This window comes from Roseateles rivi, from assembly GCF_043555845.1.
GTDB lineage: Bacteria > Pseudomonadota > Gammaproteobacteria > Burkholderiales > Burkholderiaceae_C > Roseateles > Roseateles rivi.
Window position 1 is genome coordinate 288443 of sequence record NZ_JBIGHZ010000001.1, and the last position, 13409, is coordinate 301851.

Annotated in this window: 12 protein-coding genes; 9 read left to right on the forward strand and 3 right to left on the reverse strand. The window is 59.1% G+C overall.

What is annotated here, in order from left to right:
• Positions 1-37: 37 nt before the first annotated feature.
• Positions 38-1606 carry a threonine ammonia-lyase, biosynthetic gene (gene ilvA / locus ACG0Z6_RS01300; RefSeq protein WP_394458086.1) on the reverse strand — a complete coding sequence of 523 codons (1569 nt, stop codon included), beginning with the start codon at positions 1604-1606 and terminating at the stop codon, positions 38-40.
• 240 nt (positions 1607-1846) lie between these two features.
• Here ilvA and ACG0Z6_RS01305 point away from each other — a divergent pair, with 240 nt between their 5' ends.
• The 7 genes from ACG0Z6_RS01305 (at position 1847) to ACG0Z6_RS01335 (ending at position 9049) form a co-directional block, all read left to right on the forward strand.
• Positions 1847-2269, forward strand: coding sequence for an OsmC family protein (locus ACG0Z6_RS01305; protein WP_394458793.1), 423 nt, complete (start codon positions 1847-1849; stop codon positions 2267-2269).
• Positions 2270-2645: 376 nt separating this feature from the next.
• On the forward strand, positions 2646-3629 hold the full coding sequence (locus tag ACG0Z6_RS01310; RefSeq protein WP_394458088.1) for a porin: 984 nt from the start codon (positions 2646-2648) through the stop codon (positions 3627-3629).
• Between the two features lie 196 nt (positions 3630-3825).
• Positions 3826-4902 (forward strand): porin, encoded by a 1077-nt coding sequence (locus ACG0Z6_RS01315; RefSeq protein ID WP_394458091.1) that lies wholly within the window; start codon positions 3826-3828, stop codon positions 4900-4902.
• A 164-nt stretch (positions 4903-5066) separates the two neighbouring features.
• Complete coding sequence (locus ACG0Z6_RS01320; protein ID WP_394458093.1) at positions 5067-6044, forward strand: ABC transporter permease; 978 nt, start codon at positions 5067-5069, stop codon at positions 6042-6044.
• A gap of 117 nt (positions 6045-6161) precedes the next feature.
• Positions 6162-7070 carry an ABC transporter permease gene (locus tag ACG0Z6_RS01325; protein ID WP_394458794.1) on the forward strand — a complete coding sequence of 303 codons (909 nt, stop codon included), beginning with the start codon at positions 6162-6164 and terminating at the stop codon, positions 7068-7070.
• An 18-nt stretch (positions 7071-7088) separates the two neighbouring features.
• Positions 7089-8057 (forward strand): ABC transporter ATP-binding protein, encoded by a 969-nt coding sequence (locus ACG0Z6_RS01330; RefSeq protein WP_394458095.1) that lies wholly within the window; start codon positions 7089-7091, stop codon positions 8055-8057.
• A complete protein-coding gene (locus ACG0Z6_RS01335) occupies positions 8054-9049 on the forward strand; it encodes an ABC transporter ATP-binding protein (protein WP_394458097.1) in 996 nt (331 codons plus the stop codon). The genes ACG0Z6_RS01330 and ACG0Z6_RS01335 overlap by 4 nt, the downstream gene beginning before the upstream one ends.
• Positions 9050-9081: 32 nt before the next feature.
• Here the strand turns inward: ACG0Z6_RS01335 and lptM are convergent, their stop codons facing one another.
• Positions 9082-9288, reverse strand: coding sequence for an LPS translocon maturation chaperone LptM (lptM, locus tag ACG0Z6_RS01340; protein ID WP_394458099.1), 207 nt, complete (start codon positions 9286-9288; stop codon positions 9082-9084).
• A gap of 31 nt (positions 9289-9319) precedes the next feature.
• On the opposite strand from lptM, the gene cyaY reads away from it, so the two are divergent.
• Positions 9320-9673, forward strand: coding sequence for an iron donor protein CyaY (cyaY, locus tag ACG0Z6_RS01345; RefSeq protein WP_394458101.1), 354 nt, complete (start codon positions 9320-9322; stop codon positions 9671-9673).
• Between the two features lie 24 nt (positions 9674-9697).
• Here cyaY and ACG0Z6_RS01350 read toward each other — a convergent pair whose 3' ends face one another.
• Positions 9698-12013 carry a penicillin-binding protein 1A gene (locus tag ACG0Z6_RS01350; RefSeq protein WP_394458103.1) on the reverse strand — a complete coding sequence of 772 codons (2316 nt, stop codon included), beginning with the start codon at positions 12011-12013 and terminating at the stop codon, positions 9698-9700.
• A 315-nt stretch (positions 12014-12328) separates the two neighbouring features.
• Between ACG0Z6_RS01350 and ACG0Z6_RS01355 the strand changes: the two genes are divergently transcribed.
• Positions 12329-13405, forward strand: a complete 1077-nt coding sequence (locus ACG0Z6_RS01355) for a pilus assembly protein PilM (protein ID WP_394458105.1) — start codon at positions 12329-12331, stop codon at positions 13403-13405.
• Positions 13406-13409: the final 4 nt, after the last annotated feature.

A 13409-nucleotide genomic window follows, 5' to 3' on the forward strand; every position in this document is an offset into this window, starting at 1 on the left:
GCCCCTCAGCTAATGACGAAAGGTCGCACGCAAGAGGCTAAGTGCGGGAAAGAAATAGCTTGTAAGAGGGATTGTTACTCTCTTCAATGCACGGGTAGTTCAAGGTCTGGAGGAATTCTCTAAAGGCAGTACTATCGCCGCGAGGAACCTGTATGCCAACCAAAATGTTGCCTGTATCCCCCCCCTGGTTGCGGTAATGGAAGAGGCTGATGTTCCAGTTTGGGCTCATGTTGGATAGAAATCTCATGAGGGCCCCCGGTCTTTCGGGGAAAATAAATCTAAATAGCCGCTCATGGTGAGCCAATTCACTGCGCCCACCAATCATGTGTCGTAAATGCTGCTTGGCAAGTTCGTCAGCGCTTAAATCCAAAGCAGAAAAGCCCTGGCGTGAGAGCTGACGGATCAGTTTTTGTGCCTCGTCTTTTTTGGAGATGGCGACGCCCACAAAGACTTGGGCCTTTTGGGAATCTGAAATGCGGTAGTTGAATTCCGTGACGCTGCGCGGCCCGATGACCTCGCAAAACCTCTTGAAGCTGCCGCGTTCTTCTGGGATCTCGACCGCAAAAAGGGCTTCGCGCTCTTCGCCCACTTCGGCACGCTCGGAGACAAAACGCAGGCGGTCAAAATTCATGTTCGCGCCGCAGGTGATAGCGATCAGGGTCTGGCCTTTGATGGCGTTTTCGGCGCAGTACTTCTTCATCGCCGCCACACCAAGTGCACCAGAAGGCTCCAATATGCTGCGCGTGTCGGCAAAGACGTCTTTGATGGCAGCACAGACCGCATCGGTGTCGACCACAACGTAGTCGTCAACCAACTCCCGGCAGATACGGAAAGTTTCTTCGCCAACTTGCTTGACCGCCGTGCCATCAGCGAACAAACCCACTTCTGGTAGGGTTATTCTTCGGCCAGCTTTTACCGAACGGAGCATGGCGTCGGAATCTTTGGTTTGGACGCCAATGACTTTGATCTCAGGACGCACGGCTTTCAGATAGGCCGCGACACCCGAGATCAATCCGCCTCCGCCAATGGCGACAAACACGGCGTCAATGGGGCCCGGGTGTTGCCGCAGGAGTTCCATGCCAATCGTCCCTTGCCCCGCAATTACATCTGGGTCGTCGAACGGATGCACAAAACACAAGCCCTGCTGGACTTCCATTGCTTTGGCGTGCACATAGGCGTCCGAATACGACTCGCCGAACAGCACCACCTCGCCGCCGAGCTGCTGGACGGCATCGACTTTGACCTTTGGTGTGGTCGTGGGCATCACGATCACCGCTCTGCACCCAAGCTTGCGTGCAGACAAAGCCACACCCTGAGCATGGTTTCCTGCTGAAGCGCAAATCACCCCGCGAGCCAGCCGCTGCTGGCTGAGATGCGCCATCTTGTTGTACGCACCTCTAATCTTGAAGCTGAACACCGCTTGCGTGTCTTCCCGCTTCAGCCAGACTTTGTTGTTGAGGCGCCGGGACAGTGCCTTGGCCTCATCCAGTGGGCTCTCGCGGGCGACGTCGTACACGCGCGCACTCAAGATGCGCTGCAAATAGGTGGAGCCTGCAGGCACCAAATCTGGGGAGCGTGTAGGGCGGCGTGGGCGATTGGTGGCCATGTTGGGTGGGTGAATTTACAAAGGGGCGGGGCAAGCATGATAAGAGAGCTGGCCAATGCTTCTTTTGCAGCATCTTTTTGCCCCGAGCTGGGCGCCGGGCAAAAACGCTCATACAAGGGTCAATTCAAGCTTTCTGGCTGGGCAAGAGACAATGCGCGCAAGGCTGCTTCGCCCAGCCTTTGCACTTGGTTGTGCGCTGGGGCCATGCGGGGGGGGCTGTATTGGAAAGGATGGATGGCGATGGAGTGCACAGTTCAATGGACGGGCCGCGGTGGCATGAGTTTTGTAGCCGAGACGGGCAGCGGCCACATGTTGGCCATGGATGGTGCCCCAGAGGGGGGCGGTCGCAATTTGGCGCCGCGTCCCATGGAAACCCTGCTGGCTGGCGCTGGCGGTTGTGCGGCCTACGACGTGGTTCTCATCCTCACGCGTGGGCGCCATGAGGTGACTGACTGCCGCGTCCAACTTAAAGCAGAACGGGCGTCAACGGATCCCAAAGTGTTTACAGCCATTCACCTGCATTTCTTGGTGACGGGCAAGGCCTTGCCTCCGGCTGCTGTTGAGCGCGCCGTGGCCCTGTCGCACGAAAAGTACTGCTCGGCCACAGCAATGCTTGCCAAAACGGCAAAAATTTCGACGTCAATCGACGTTCTTGAGGGCTGATGAATGATGTTGTTTGAATTTTGTGTGGTGTTGTCTGCAAGCTGGAGCGGATGGCTACTTGAGCTGTAAGTGCGGCTGTGTGCGGCATGCGTACGCGTAGGCCAGGTGACTCGAGCCTGTGATTTGCGCTGAACTTACTGCCCGTGTTTGGCGCCAAGCCCGTAGCCTCAATAGGCCTGCCCCCGTCAGATGTCCCTTTGATGACGAGGTGGGTCCGTTGCAGCTCAGCAACGAAATTGGGGCAAATGCGGGGTCCTTGCTGGCAAGTGTCATGGGCGTCTGTTGCAATACGGACAACTTCCGTCGAGGAGGTTGGTCCATCCTGGGGTGCAATCCCCTCGGGGGCGGGCCTCACTGAAGATATAGGAGTGACCTAATGAAGAAATCTCTCGTCGCGCTGGCAGCTCTGGCCGGTATCGCTGGCTCCGCTGCAGCTCAATCGTCGGTAACCCTGTTTGGTGTGGTGGACGCGGCTGCGCGCTACTCCAAGGCCAGCGGCCAAGACAAAAAGAGCCTGATTTCGGGCGGCAGCAGCACGGCTCGCTTTGGCGTGCGTGGTGTTGAGGACCTGGGTGGTGGTCTGAAGGCTGGCTTCTGGCTGGAAAGCGAACTGGGCACGGATGCTGGTTCCGCTGGAGCTGACGGCAAGTTCTGGAACCGCCGCGCTACCATCAGCCTGACTGGTGAGTTCGGTGAAATTCGCCTGGGTCGTGACAAGGGTTCGTCGCGTCTGGTTGTGGACGAATTCGACATCTACAGCACCGTGGGTAACGGCGCTGTGAACAAGGTCTACGGCTTGCCTGGTGCCTCGTTCATCAATCGCTTTGACAATCAAGTCAAGTACGTGCTGCCTGAGCTGGGTGGTCTGTACGGCTCGGTGGATGTCTCTGCAGGTGAAGGTACCGACCCGCTGAACAAGTCCATCGGTGGCCGTCTGGGCTACAAGGTCGGTGGCTTTAAGATCGCCGGCGGCTATTCCGAGTCTGGCGTGAGCAACAAGTTCAAGCACCTCAGCGTTGGTACGTCTTATGACTTTGGCACTGTGGCACTGAACGGCCTGTTCACGCAGAACAAGTCTGGCGCGAATAGCATCGATGTGTGGACTCTGGGTGCTGTGGCTCCCGTGTTCGGCAGTGGCGCTGTCTCGGCTCAGGTGTCGTTTGCCAATGGCAGCGCCAAGGTCGGCGACGCCAAGCACTTCACCGTGGGCTACCAACACAACCTGTCTAAGCGCACGGCGTTCTACACCACGGCATCGGTTATTGACAACGACAGCCCTGCCGCTTTCAGCGTGGATCTGAAGCCTAACGCTGGTGGCCGTTCTGGCGCCATCGATGTGGGCGTGAAGCACAGCTTCTGATCAAAATTCACCTTCGTGTGAACATGAATTGCCGCCTTCGGGCGGCATTTTTTTTGCTCGGAATTACTTGATTTCGATAGAAATTCGTCCTATTGACACTGTGTATGTTGTGGGCAACACAGTATGTTCTTGATTCTCAAGCTGCCACAGAATCGGTCAGCACATGTTTCCACCCCTCAACTTCCGGAGATTCGGAATGAAACTGGCAACTATCGCTCTGGCAATTCTTGCAGCACACTCGACAGCTTCTTGGGCTCAGTCCAGCGTGACGCTGTACGGTATCGTCGATGTTGGGCTTCGATTCACGACCAACTCTGGCAGCGCCTCAGACCCAGGGGCCTCACTCAAACAGGTTGTGCCCGGTGGCATGTCTAACAGCCGCTTGGGGGTCAATGTGGCTGAAGACTTGGGGGGAGGGCTCAAGGCTCTGGTGAATTTGGAGCATCGATTGAACTCTGACACCGGCGCTCAGGCTGCTGGGGAGTTTTGGCGTCAAGCCTGGGTAGGGGTGGAGTCCTCAGACTTCGGTCGTGTGGCGCTGGGTCGTCAGTACAACGTGCTGTTTGATCTCTACACCGGCACCTATTCCTCATTCAAGTACTCGCCATATATCGAAGCCTTCCGTCCCGAGACCGTGATGGTTTTGGGGGGGCGTCAGAGCAATATGGTCAAGTACGTCGGCCAAACCGGCGGTTTGCGTTTTGCCGCCCAAGCTAGTGCTGGTGAGGGGACGTCGGTTGATAAATCCTTAGGTGGCTATTTGCGCTATGAGGACAGCGGCTTGGCTGTCGGTGGGGGCTATTTGGAAGCCTCTGAAGTGAGTGGTGCCAAGGCCAAGGCTATGACGGTAGGTGTGGGTTATGCCGCTGGCCCGCTGTACGTCAACGCGGCGTGGGGACGCAACGACTTTGATAGGGCTGCGGTCACCCTTCAGGCCTTGTTTACAGCCAACTACACCGTCAGTCCAGGCAGCAAGCTCGGTGGTCGCGCTCTGGATGTGCGTCATCGGGACATGTTCTCTGCTGGGTTGACCTATCAGCTGACCAATGAATTGAATTTGGGTGTGCAGGGCTGGTACGCCAAGCAAACTCACCATTTGGTGAGTGGGAACAGTACGGCCGCATTTGGCGCGGTGGTGGCGGACTACGCCCTGTCCAAGCGGACCGATTTGTATGCTGAGATGGACTACTCGCGATTGGGGGGGAGTCTGACGTACGACAACGGGCGTACCAGTCGTCTGGGCTTGATGACGGGTGTCCGTCACCGGTTTTGACTTGACCCCGCGTCTGCACTGAGCACAAGACCGCCCTCAAGGGCGGTCTTGTGCTTTTGTCTCAGGGCTAACCCTTTTGCCTTGTGCAGGGTGCTCCACGAAGATGGAGTTTTGTTGATATGAAGACTCGGATTTCTTGAATTTCGAAGTCTGGGCCTAAGACGATGCTCGTATATATCCTGCGCCGCCTGGTGCAAGCGCTGGTGGTGATGTTGGCGGTGGCACTGATCGCCTTCATGCTGTTTCAATATGTCGGCGATCCTGTCGCCAACCTGCTAGGGCAGGATGCAACGCCCGAACAGCGCGAGCAGTTGCGCAAGGACTTGGGGCTGGACCAATCCTTCATTGTTCAGTTTTCCCACTTCGTTGGAAACGCAGTCCGCGGCGAATTCGGCATCAGCTTGCGCCAAGGCCGTGAGGTCTCGGTGCTGATTGCTGAACGGTTTCCGGCCACGCTGGAGCTGGCCAGTGTGGCGGCGCTGATTGCGCTGGCGCTGGGCATTCCTTTGGGCGTGTATGCGGCCTTGAGGCGTGGGCGATTTTTCTCCCAGCTGCTCATGGCGCTGTCGCTCTTGGGCGTGTCCTTGCCGACCTTTCTGATCGGCATCTTGCTCATCCTGATCTTTGCAGTGCAGCTCAAGTGGCTGCCAAGTTTTGGGCGCGGCGACGTGGTCATGTTGGGCAGCTGGAGCACAGGGTTGCTGACCTGGGACGGGATCAAGCACTTGCTTTTGCCTGCGGTGACCCTGTCGGTGTTTCAGCTCACTTTGATCATGCGCTTGGTGCGGGCTGAGATGCTGGAGGTGCTGCGTACCGACTACATCAAGTTCGCCCGTGCGCGCGGCTTGAGCGACCAGGCGGTGTATTTCGGGCATGCCTTGAAAAACACCTTGGTGCCGGTGATCACCATCACGGGCTTGGAGCTGGGCTCCTTGATTGCCTTTGCCATCATCACCGAGACGGTGTTCCAGTGGCCGGGCATGGGCTTGCTGTTCATCCAGGCCGTGCAGTTCGCAGATATCCCCGTGATGGCGGCCTATCTGTGCCTGATCTCCTTCATCTTTGTGGTGATCAATCTGGCCGTTGATTTGCTGTACTTCGCTGTGGACCCACGCTTGCGGGTGCAGCCGAGCGGGCATTGATGAGGCAGCCCCGTCTGACGGGGCTCTTTGGCAGCTGTGATGGCGCTGATCTGCGCCACCTTTCCCCAGGATTGAGAAACGATGAGCTCTTCTTCGCAGTCAGCACCGGACGCGCCCATGGGCGCGTGGCGGCGCTTTTTCGATGGCGATATTTGGTACTCCTTCACTCAATCGCCCGTAGCGGTGGGTGCCGCAGTCGTGGCCTTGATTTGCGTGATCGGTGCGGCTTTTGCGCCCTGGCTGGCGCCCCATGACCCCTTTGACTTGGCCTCGCTGGAATTGATGGATTCACGCTTGCCGCCCGCCTGGCTGGAGGGCGGGCGTGCCACCTATCTGCTGGGGACGGATGACCAGGGGCGCGACATCTTGTCGGCGCTGATGTACGGCGCGCGAATTTCCTTGCTGGTCGGGTTGGCCTCGGTGCTCTTGTCGATGCTGATTGGCGTGGGTTTGGGGCTGTTGGCGGGCTTTGTGGGGGGGCGCCTGGATGCATTCATCATGCGCGTCTGCGACGTGATGCTGTCCTTCCCTTCGATCTTGGTGGCTCTGCTGATTGATGGCGTTGGGCGTGCCTTGTTTCCCGATGCCCACGGCGTGCTGGCGTTTGCGGTCTTGGTGCTAGCTATCGCCTTGACGGGCTGGGTGCGTTACGCCCGCACGGTGCGTGCTGCCACGCTGGTGGAGCGCAACAAGGAGTACGTCCAGGCCGCGCGTGTCATTGGGGTGCGACCACTGCGCATCATGTGGCGCCATGTCTTGCCCAATGTGCTGGGTCCAGTGCTGGTGCTGGGCACCATCCAGGTGGCTTCGGCCATCTTGACGGAGGCGACGCTGTCCTTCCTGGGTGTCGGGGTGCCGCCCACCAGTCCGTCGCTGGGGACCTTGATTCGCGTTGGCAACGACTTTTTGTTCTCTGGGGAGTGGTGGATCACCATCTGGCCCGGGGCGATGTTGGTGACGATTGCGTTGTCGGTGAATTTGCTCGGTGATTGGCTGCGAGATGCGCTCAATCCTCGTTTGCGCTGAAGTGGGAGAGGGAGTCTTATGACGGCCTTGTTGGAGGTGAAGCATCTGCGCGTGGAATTCCCCACGCGGCGCGGCACGTTGCTGGCGCTCGATGATGTGAGTTTCGAGATTGCACCTGGCGAGATCCTCGGTGTGGTGGGCGAATCGGGTGCCGGTAAGTCGCTCACGGGGGCAGCCATCATTGGGTTGCTGGAGCCGCCCGGACGGGTTGCGGCGGGGCAGATCTTGTTGGAGGGGCGGCGCATCGACAACTTGAGCCCCGAGCAGATGCGCAAGGTGCGGGGCAAGCAGATTGGAGCCATCTTCCAAGACCCGTTGACCTCGCTCAATCCGCTCTATACGGTGGGCGAGCAGCTCATCGAAACCATCGTCACGCACCTGGACCTCAATCGACGCCAAGCGCGCGAGCGGGCCATCGAGCTGCTGGCAGCCACCGGCATTCCAGCGCCGGAGTTGCGGGTGGACCAATACCCCCACCACTTTTCTGGCGGCATGCGCCAGCGCGTGGTGATTGCGTTGGCCCTGGCCGCACAGCCCAAGCTGATCGTGGCCGATGAGCCCACCACGGCTTTGGATGTTTCGATTCAAGCGCAGATCATTGGCTTGCTCAAAAAGGTCTGCAAAGAGCAGGGTTCAGCCGTCATGCTTGTCACCCACGATATGGGTGTGATTGCAGAGACCTGCGATCGGGTTGCGGTCATGTATGCCGGGCGCGTGGCTGAGCTTGGGCCCGTGCAGGACGTGATTCATCGCCCCGGCCACCCTTACACGGTCGGGCTGATGGGTTCGATTCCGGTGATGGACGAAGACCGCGATCGCCTGGCGCAAATCGACGGCTCCATGCCCAGGCTCGGGTCCACGCCCTCGGGCTGCGCATTTCATCCGCGCTGCCCGCGTGTGCATGAAACCTGCACAAGGCAGCGGCCCGATCTTTTGCCCGCGGGGCGTACGCAGGCGGCTTGTTGGTTGCATGGAGTGGCGGCATGAGCGAGGTGTTGGTAGAGGTTCGAGATCTGGCCAAAACCTTTGAGGTTTCGGCACCTTGGCTGAACCGCGTGATCGAGCGCAAACCACGCCAGTTTGTGCATGCCGTCGATGGGGTCAGTTTCAGCATTCGCCGCGGCAAGACACTGGCGCTGGTGGGCGAGTCTGGTTGCGGCAAGAGCACGGTGGCGCGCTTGCTGGTGGGCTTGTACCCAGCCACACGCGGCGTGGTGAATTTCGACGGGCAGGACATGGGGCAGCAGCTGCGCTTCAAGTCCGGAGCCGCTTTGCGGCGGCGCGTGCAGATGATTTTCCAAGACCCCTATGCCAGCTTGAACTCGCGCTGGAAGGTGCAGGACATCGTCGCAGAGCCGCTGCGCGAGCATGGGTTGCTGGGGGAGGGGGAAGATGTTCGCGCCAGGGTGGGAGGCCTACTCTCAGCCGTGGGGCTGTCGCCCGCCGACTGCGTCAAGTTTCCGCACCAGTTCTCAGGTGGTCAGCGCCAACGCATCTCGATAGCGCGGGCTTTGGCCAGCAAGCCCGACTTCCTGGTCTGTGATGAGCCCACTTCGGCCCTGGATGTGTCGGTGCAGGCGCAAGTGCTCAACATCATGAAAGACTTGCAGCGCGACCATGGACTGACCTATTTGTTCATCTCACACAACTTGGCCGTGGTGCGGCATGTGGCAGACGACGTGGGTGTGATGTATCTGGGCCGCTTGGTGGAGCAGGCCGACAAGCGCACCCTTTTCGCGCGGCCTCGGCACCCCTACACCCGCATGCTGCTCGATGCCATCCCGGACATCCACATGACGGGCCGTGCGCGCACGCCGGTGCAAGGCGAGGTGCCCAATCCGCTCCATCCGCCCAGTGGCTGCAGCTTCAATCCTCGCTGCCCACTGGCCCAGGAGCGCTGCCGTCGTGAGCGTCCCGCACTGCTGGAGTCTGAGGGCAGTTGGGTGGCCTGCCACGCCGTTCAAGAAGGCCGTGGCTGAGAGGTGAAGCTCAGCCGTCGTTGAACGCGAGCTCAGGGTTGATCAGCGGCACTGGCGGCCCGCTCGGGACTGGCCGGCGCGGACTTGCTGGTGCTCTCTGGCAGGCGCAGCGGCCGTTTCTGCCCACAGGCCACCAGCAGGCTGCTGGCGCACAGCACTGCACACAACAGGGGAATAGGGCGCTTGCTCAGGGACAAAGCGGCCAGCAGACCTACACTCGCGGACTTGCTAGATTTCATGGCCCGCAGTCTATCGGGTCCCCCAGCTCCTATGTCCGACTTGCCACTGACCGACGCTGAATACGAACGCCTGACAGAAGCCGTGTTGCGCTCCATCGAAAGCCAGGTCGACGCTTGGCTCGATGCCGATGTGGTGGACATGGATCAACGGCGCACGGGCGGCTTGCTGGAGTTGGAATGCCCCGACCGCAGCAAGCTGGTCGTCAACACTCAGCCTCCGCTGCAGGAAATTTGGCTGGCATCACGCCGCGGTGGATTTCACTTCCGCTATACCGACGGCGCTTGGCGCGACACGCGCGACGGCGCAGAGTTTTTCTCGCGCTTGTCTGAGGAGGCCTCGGCCCAGTGCGGCCGAGCCTTGGTGTTCCGCTCGACGGAAAGTTGAGCGCCGCCGCCGAGCGGCGCATCCTTAGCGCTTGAACAGGTCCAGGATGCTCTTGCGCTCCTCCTCCGTTGCCGGCGGAGGCAGCTTGTCGTTCTGCCCCAGCTCCTTGACCCCTTGGGCGCCTTGGTATTCGTCGAAGTACCACTCGCCGTTGACGTGAATGACACCTTCCGGCGGCTGAATTTCTGCCACGGCTGCATTGCGCAGGGCATAGCTCATGTAGTCAATCCACACTGGCAGTGACAGCCCGCCACCGGTTTCCCGCGAGCCCAGTTTGCGCGGTTGGTCGTAGCCGATCCACACGACGCCCACGGCCTCGGGTTGATAGCCCGCAAACCATGCATCCATAGAGTCGTTGGTGGTGCCTGTTTTGCCGTACAGGTCCGGGCGCTTGAGGGTGGACTGTGCCTTGGCTGCTGTACCGCTACGCGTGACTTCCTGGAGCAGCTGGCTCATGAGAAATGCATTTCGGGCATCAATCACCTGGGGAAGGGCCTCCAGGGGCTGCGCCTGCGCCTGATACAGCAATCGCCCTTGATGGTCCGTGACGCGGGAGATGAGCTGGGGTGTTGGCAGCCGACCGCCGTTGGCAAACACGCTGTAGGCCTGAGCCATCTGCATGGGGGTGACAGACCCAGCCCCCAGCGCCATGGTGAGGTAGGGCGGGTGCTTCTCTGCTTCAAAACCAAAACGGGCAATCCACCGCTGAGCCTCATGCACCCCGACGGATTGCAACACCCTGATGGACACCATGTTCTTGGACTTTGCCAAGGCCCTGCGCAGGGTCATGGGACCTTCAAAGGTGCCGTCATAGTTTTTGGGCTCCCAAGGCTGGCTGCCAGTGGTGCCTGCATCAAAAAACAGCGGTGCGTCATTCACCACCGTGCTGGGGGTGAGCCCTTTTTCGAGTGCGGCCGAGTAGATGAAAGGCTTGAAGGCCGAGCCAGGTTGCCGCCAAGCTTGGGTGACATGGTTGAACTTATTCTTGGCGTAGTCGAAGCCCCCAACCAGGGCGCGGATGCGGCCATCGCGCGGGTCTATCGACACCAGGGCTCCCTCGACCTCGGGCAGCTGAGTCAGGCTCCACTGCGGCTTGGCGCCGGGCAGCTTGACGACGCGCACAATGGAGCCACGGCGTATGCGGGATTTTGGGTTGCCCTTGTCAGTCAAGCCTGAGGCAACTGGGCGCAGACCTTCGCCAAGCACCGTGATGGCCTCGCCGCTGGGCAACACGGCGTCCACTTGCTTAGCGTCTGCGCTCAAAACCACGGCCGGGAGCAATTCGTCATTGGCGGGGTGGTCAGCCAGTGCCTCCGCAATGCGAACGTCAACCTCCTTGGGGCTTGCGGGGAGGTCAACAAAGCCCTCAGGTCCACGATAGTTCTGACGCCGCTCATAGTCCAAGATACCTCGACGCAACGCCCGGTAAGCGCGCTCTTGTTCCTCAGATTCGAGGCTCAGATAGACGTTCAAACCCCGGGTGTAAGCCTCGTCCCCGTATTGGGAGTAGATGAGCTGACGCGCGGTTTCGGCAGCGAACTCGCCGTGAGTGGACGGCCCCGAAACAGCCCGCAGCTTCAAGGGTTCAGCTTTGGCTTGCGCGTGCTGGTCTGGCGTGATGAAGCCCATGTCGAGCATGCGGTCGATGATGTACTGCTGCCGAATGGTGGCCCGTTTGGGGTTGTTGAGCGGGTTGTAGGCGGAAGGGGCTTTGGGCAGGCCAGCAAGCATGGCAGCCTCGGCGACCGTCAAGTCCTTAAGACTTTTGCCGTAATAGACGTCACTGGCTGCGGCAAAGCCGTAGGCGCGGTGACCAAGGAAAATGTGATTCATGTAGATCTCGAGGATCCTGTCTTTGCTCAAGGTGTTTTCAATCTTGAGCGCCAAGAGGATTTCGTAAATCTTGCGCGTGAAAGTCTTTTCAGTAGACAAATAGAAATTGCGCGCCACCTGCATTGTGATGGTCGATGCGCCCTGACTGCGGGATTCGCCGACATTGGCCAATCCTGCACGGATGACGCCCATGTAGTCCACACCGCTGTGCTGATAGAAGCGCGCGTCTTCTATCGCAAGCACCGCATCCTTCATGACCTTGGGGATGTGTTGGATGCTGACGTAGCTGCGCCGCTCCTCCCCGTACTCTGCCAGCAGAACCCCATCGGACGACAGCACGCGCAGCGGCAGCTTGGGACGGTAGTCCAGAAGGCCTTTGACATCCGGCACATTGGCGTAAGCAAAGGTCAATGCGATGGACAAAAGCGCAATGACGACAAGCGCCGAGGCTAAAGTCAAACCAAAGAGCCAGGCGAAAACGCGCAGCAGGGGCTGTTTTGCGTACATGTACTTGTGGGTGAGAAAGGGGCGGTGCGGTCAGCGAGCCGAGGGCCGACTGAGCACGATGGGCTGCACTTGTCCCCCATCTTAGTGGACGGTGAGGCGGGAAATTGGCCCGCAAAGCTGTGCTTCTTTGCTCATAGTGGTCAAAAACATGCAGTCCAATTGAGCAACTTTGCATGAGGCCCGTGTATGTTTCGCAACGACGCGTTACCTGCTGTGACTCGCTGCCGTGAGGGCGGGTGAGGTGAACTGCTAGCATCCGCAAGCCCTGACACGGAATGCGTAAATGCTTGGGCAAAGAATTCTTGGGGGAAATCAGTGGGGATATTGGACCTGGTACGTGGGCGCCGTCACTCGCCGTTGATCGGCTTGGACGTCAGCTCTTCTGGCGTGAAGCTGGTTGAGTTGGGGCAAAACGCGAGCGGCGACTTCGTCCTGGAGCGCTTCGCTTCGGAAAACTTCGACCGCGGCTGGATCACCGACGGGCAAATTGAGAATTTCGAAGCTGTCGTCGATGCTGTCCGCCGCGCGGTGGCAAAGAGTGGAACCAAGACACGAGACGTTGCCTTGGCCATGCCGCAGTCAGCCGTGATCACGAAGAAGATCGTTCTGCCTGGTGGACTGAGGGATGAGGAGTTGGAGCTTCAAGTCGAGGCTGAGGCCAACCAATACATTCCATTTTCATTGGACGAAGTGGCGCTGGACTTCTGTGTCATCGGCCCTTCCTCCGGCTCGACCGACGATGTCGATGTGTTGATCGCCGCCTCCCGCAAGGACCGTGTGCAAGACCGGCAAGGGTTGGCTGAGGCTGCTGGACTGAAGCCAGTGATCCTGGATGTCGAGTCCTATGCCTCAAGAATGGCAATTGGGCGGCTGACATCAAGCAAGACAGGGGCGGCGGATGCGCTGCTTGCCTTGTTCGAAATTGGCGCAGAAACCACCAGTCTGAAAGTATTGCGTGGCGATGAGTTAATTTACGACCGTGATCAGGCCTTTGGTGGCTCTCAGTTGACGCATCAAATATCCAAAGTCTTCGGATATTCATACGAGGAAGCAGAGATTAAGAAAATTTCCGGAGGACTTCCTGAGGACTACCCGTCCACGGTACTGAAGCCATTTGTGGAGACATTGTCTCAGGAGATTGGCAGAGCATTGCAGTATTTCTTTACCAGCACGCCACACCACAAGGTGAACTATGTAATGCTGGCCGGAGGTACTGCGTCTCTCCCTGGTTTGCATGAGAAGGTCAAGGATTTGACTGGTTTTGCTTGCTCGGTGGTGAATCCATTTGATGGAATGAAAATGGGTGCGGCGGTTCGGGAGGCAAAGCTGAAGAAAGAAGCCTCCTCATACCTTACGGCCTGTGGGCTGGCAATGCGGAGATATTTCCGGTGATACT

Excerpts from the sequence above, each read along its gene's own strand:
- ACG0Z6_RS01330 (WP_394458095.1), top strand. The coding sequence starts at position 7,089 with ATGACGGCCTTGTTGGAGGTGAAGCATCTGCGCGTGGAATTCCCCACG.
- lptM (WP_394458099.1), bottom strand. The coding sequence starts at position 9,288 with ATGAAATCTAGCAAGTCCGCGAGTGTAGGTCTGCTGGCCGCTTTGTCC.
- ACG0Z6_RS01335 (WP_394458097.1), top strand. The coding sequence starts at position 8,054 with ATGAGCGAGGTGTTGGTAGAGGTTCGAGATCTGGCCAAAACCTTTGAG.
- ACG0Z6_RS01350 (WP_394458103.1), bottom strand. The coding sequence starts at position 12,013 with ATGTACGCAAAACAGCCCCTGCTGCGCGTTTTCGCCTGGCTCTTTGGT.
- ACG0Z6_RS01320 (WP_394458093.1), top strand. The coding sequence starts at position 5,067 with ATGCTCGTATATATCCTGCGCCGCCTGGTGCAAGCGCTGGTGGTGATG.
- ACG0Z6_RS01310 (WP_394458088.1), top strand. The coding sequence starts at position 2,646 with ATGAAGAAATCTCTCGTCGCGCTGGCAGCTCTGGCCGGTATCGCTGGC.
- ilvA (WP_394458086.1), bottom strand. The coding sequence starts at position 1,606 with ATGGCCACCAATCGCCCACGCCGCCCTACACGCTCCCCAGATTTGGTG.
- ACG0Z6_RS01325 (WP_394458794.1), top strand. The coding sequence starts at position 6,162 with ATGGGCGCGTGGCGGCGCTTTTTCGATGGCGATATTTGGTACTCCTTC.
- ACG0Z6_RS01305 (WP_394458793.1), top strand. The coding sequence starts at position 1,847 with ATGGAGTGCACAGTTCAATGGACGGGCCGCGGTGGCATGAGTTTTGTA.
- ACG0Z6_RS01315 (WP_394458091.1), top strand. The coding sequence starts at position 3,826 with ATGAAACTGGCAACTATCGCTCTGGCAATTCTTGCAGCACACTCGACA.
- cyaY (WP_394458101.1), top strand. The coding sequence starts at position 9,320 with ATGTCCGACTTGCCACTGACCGACGCTGAATACGAACGCCTGACAGAA.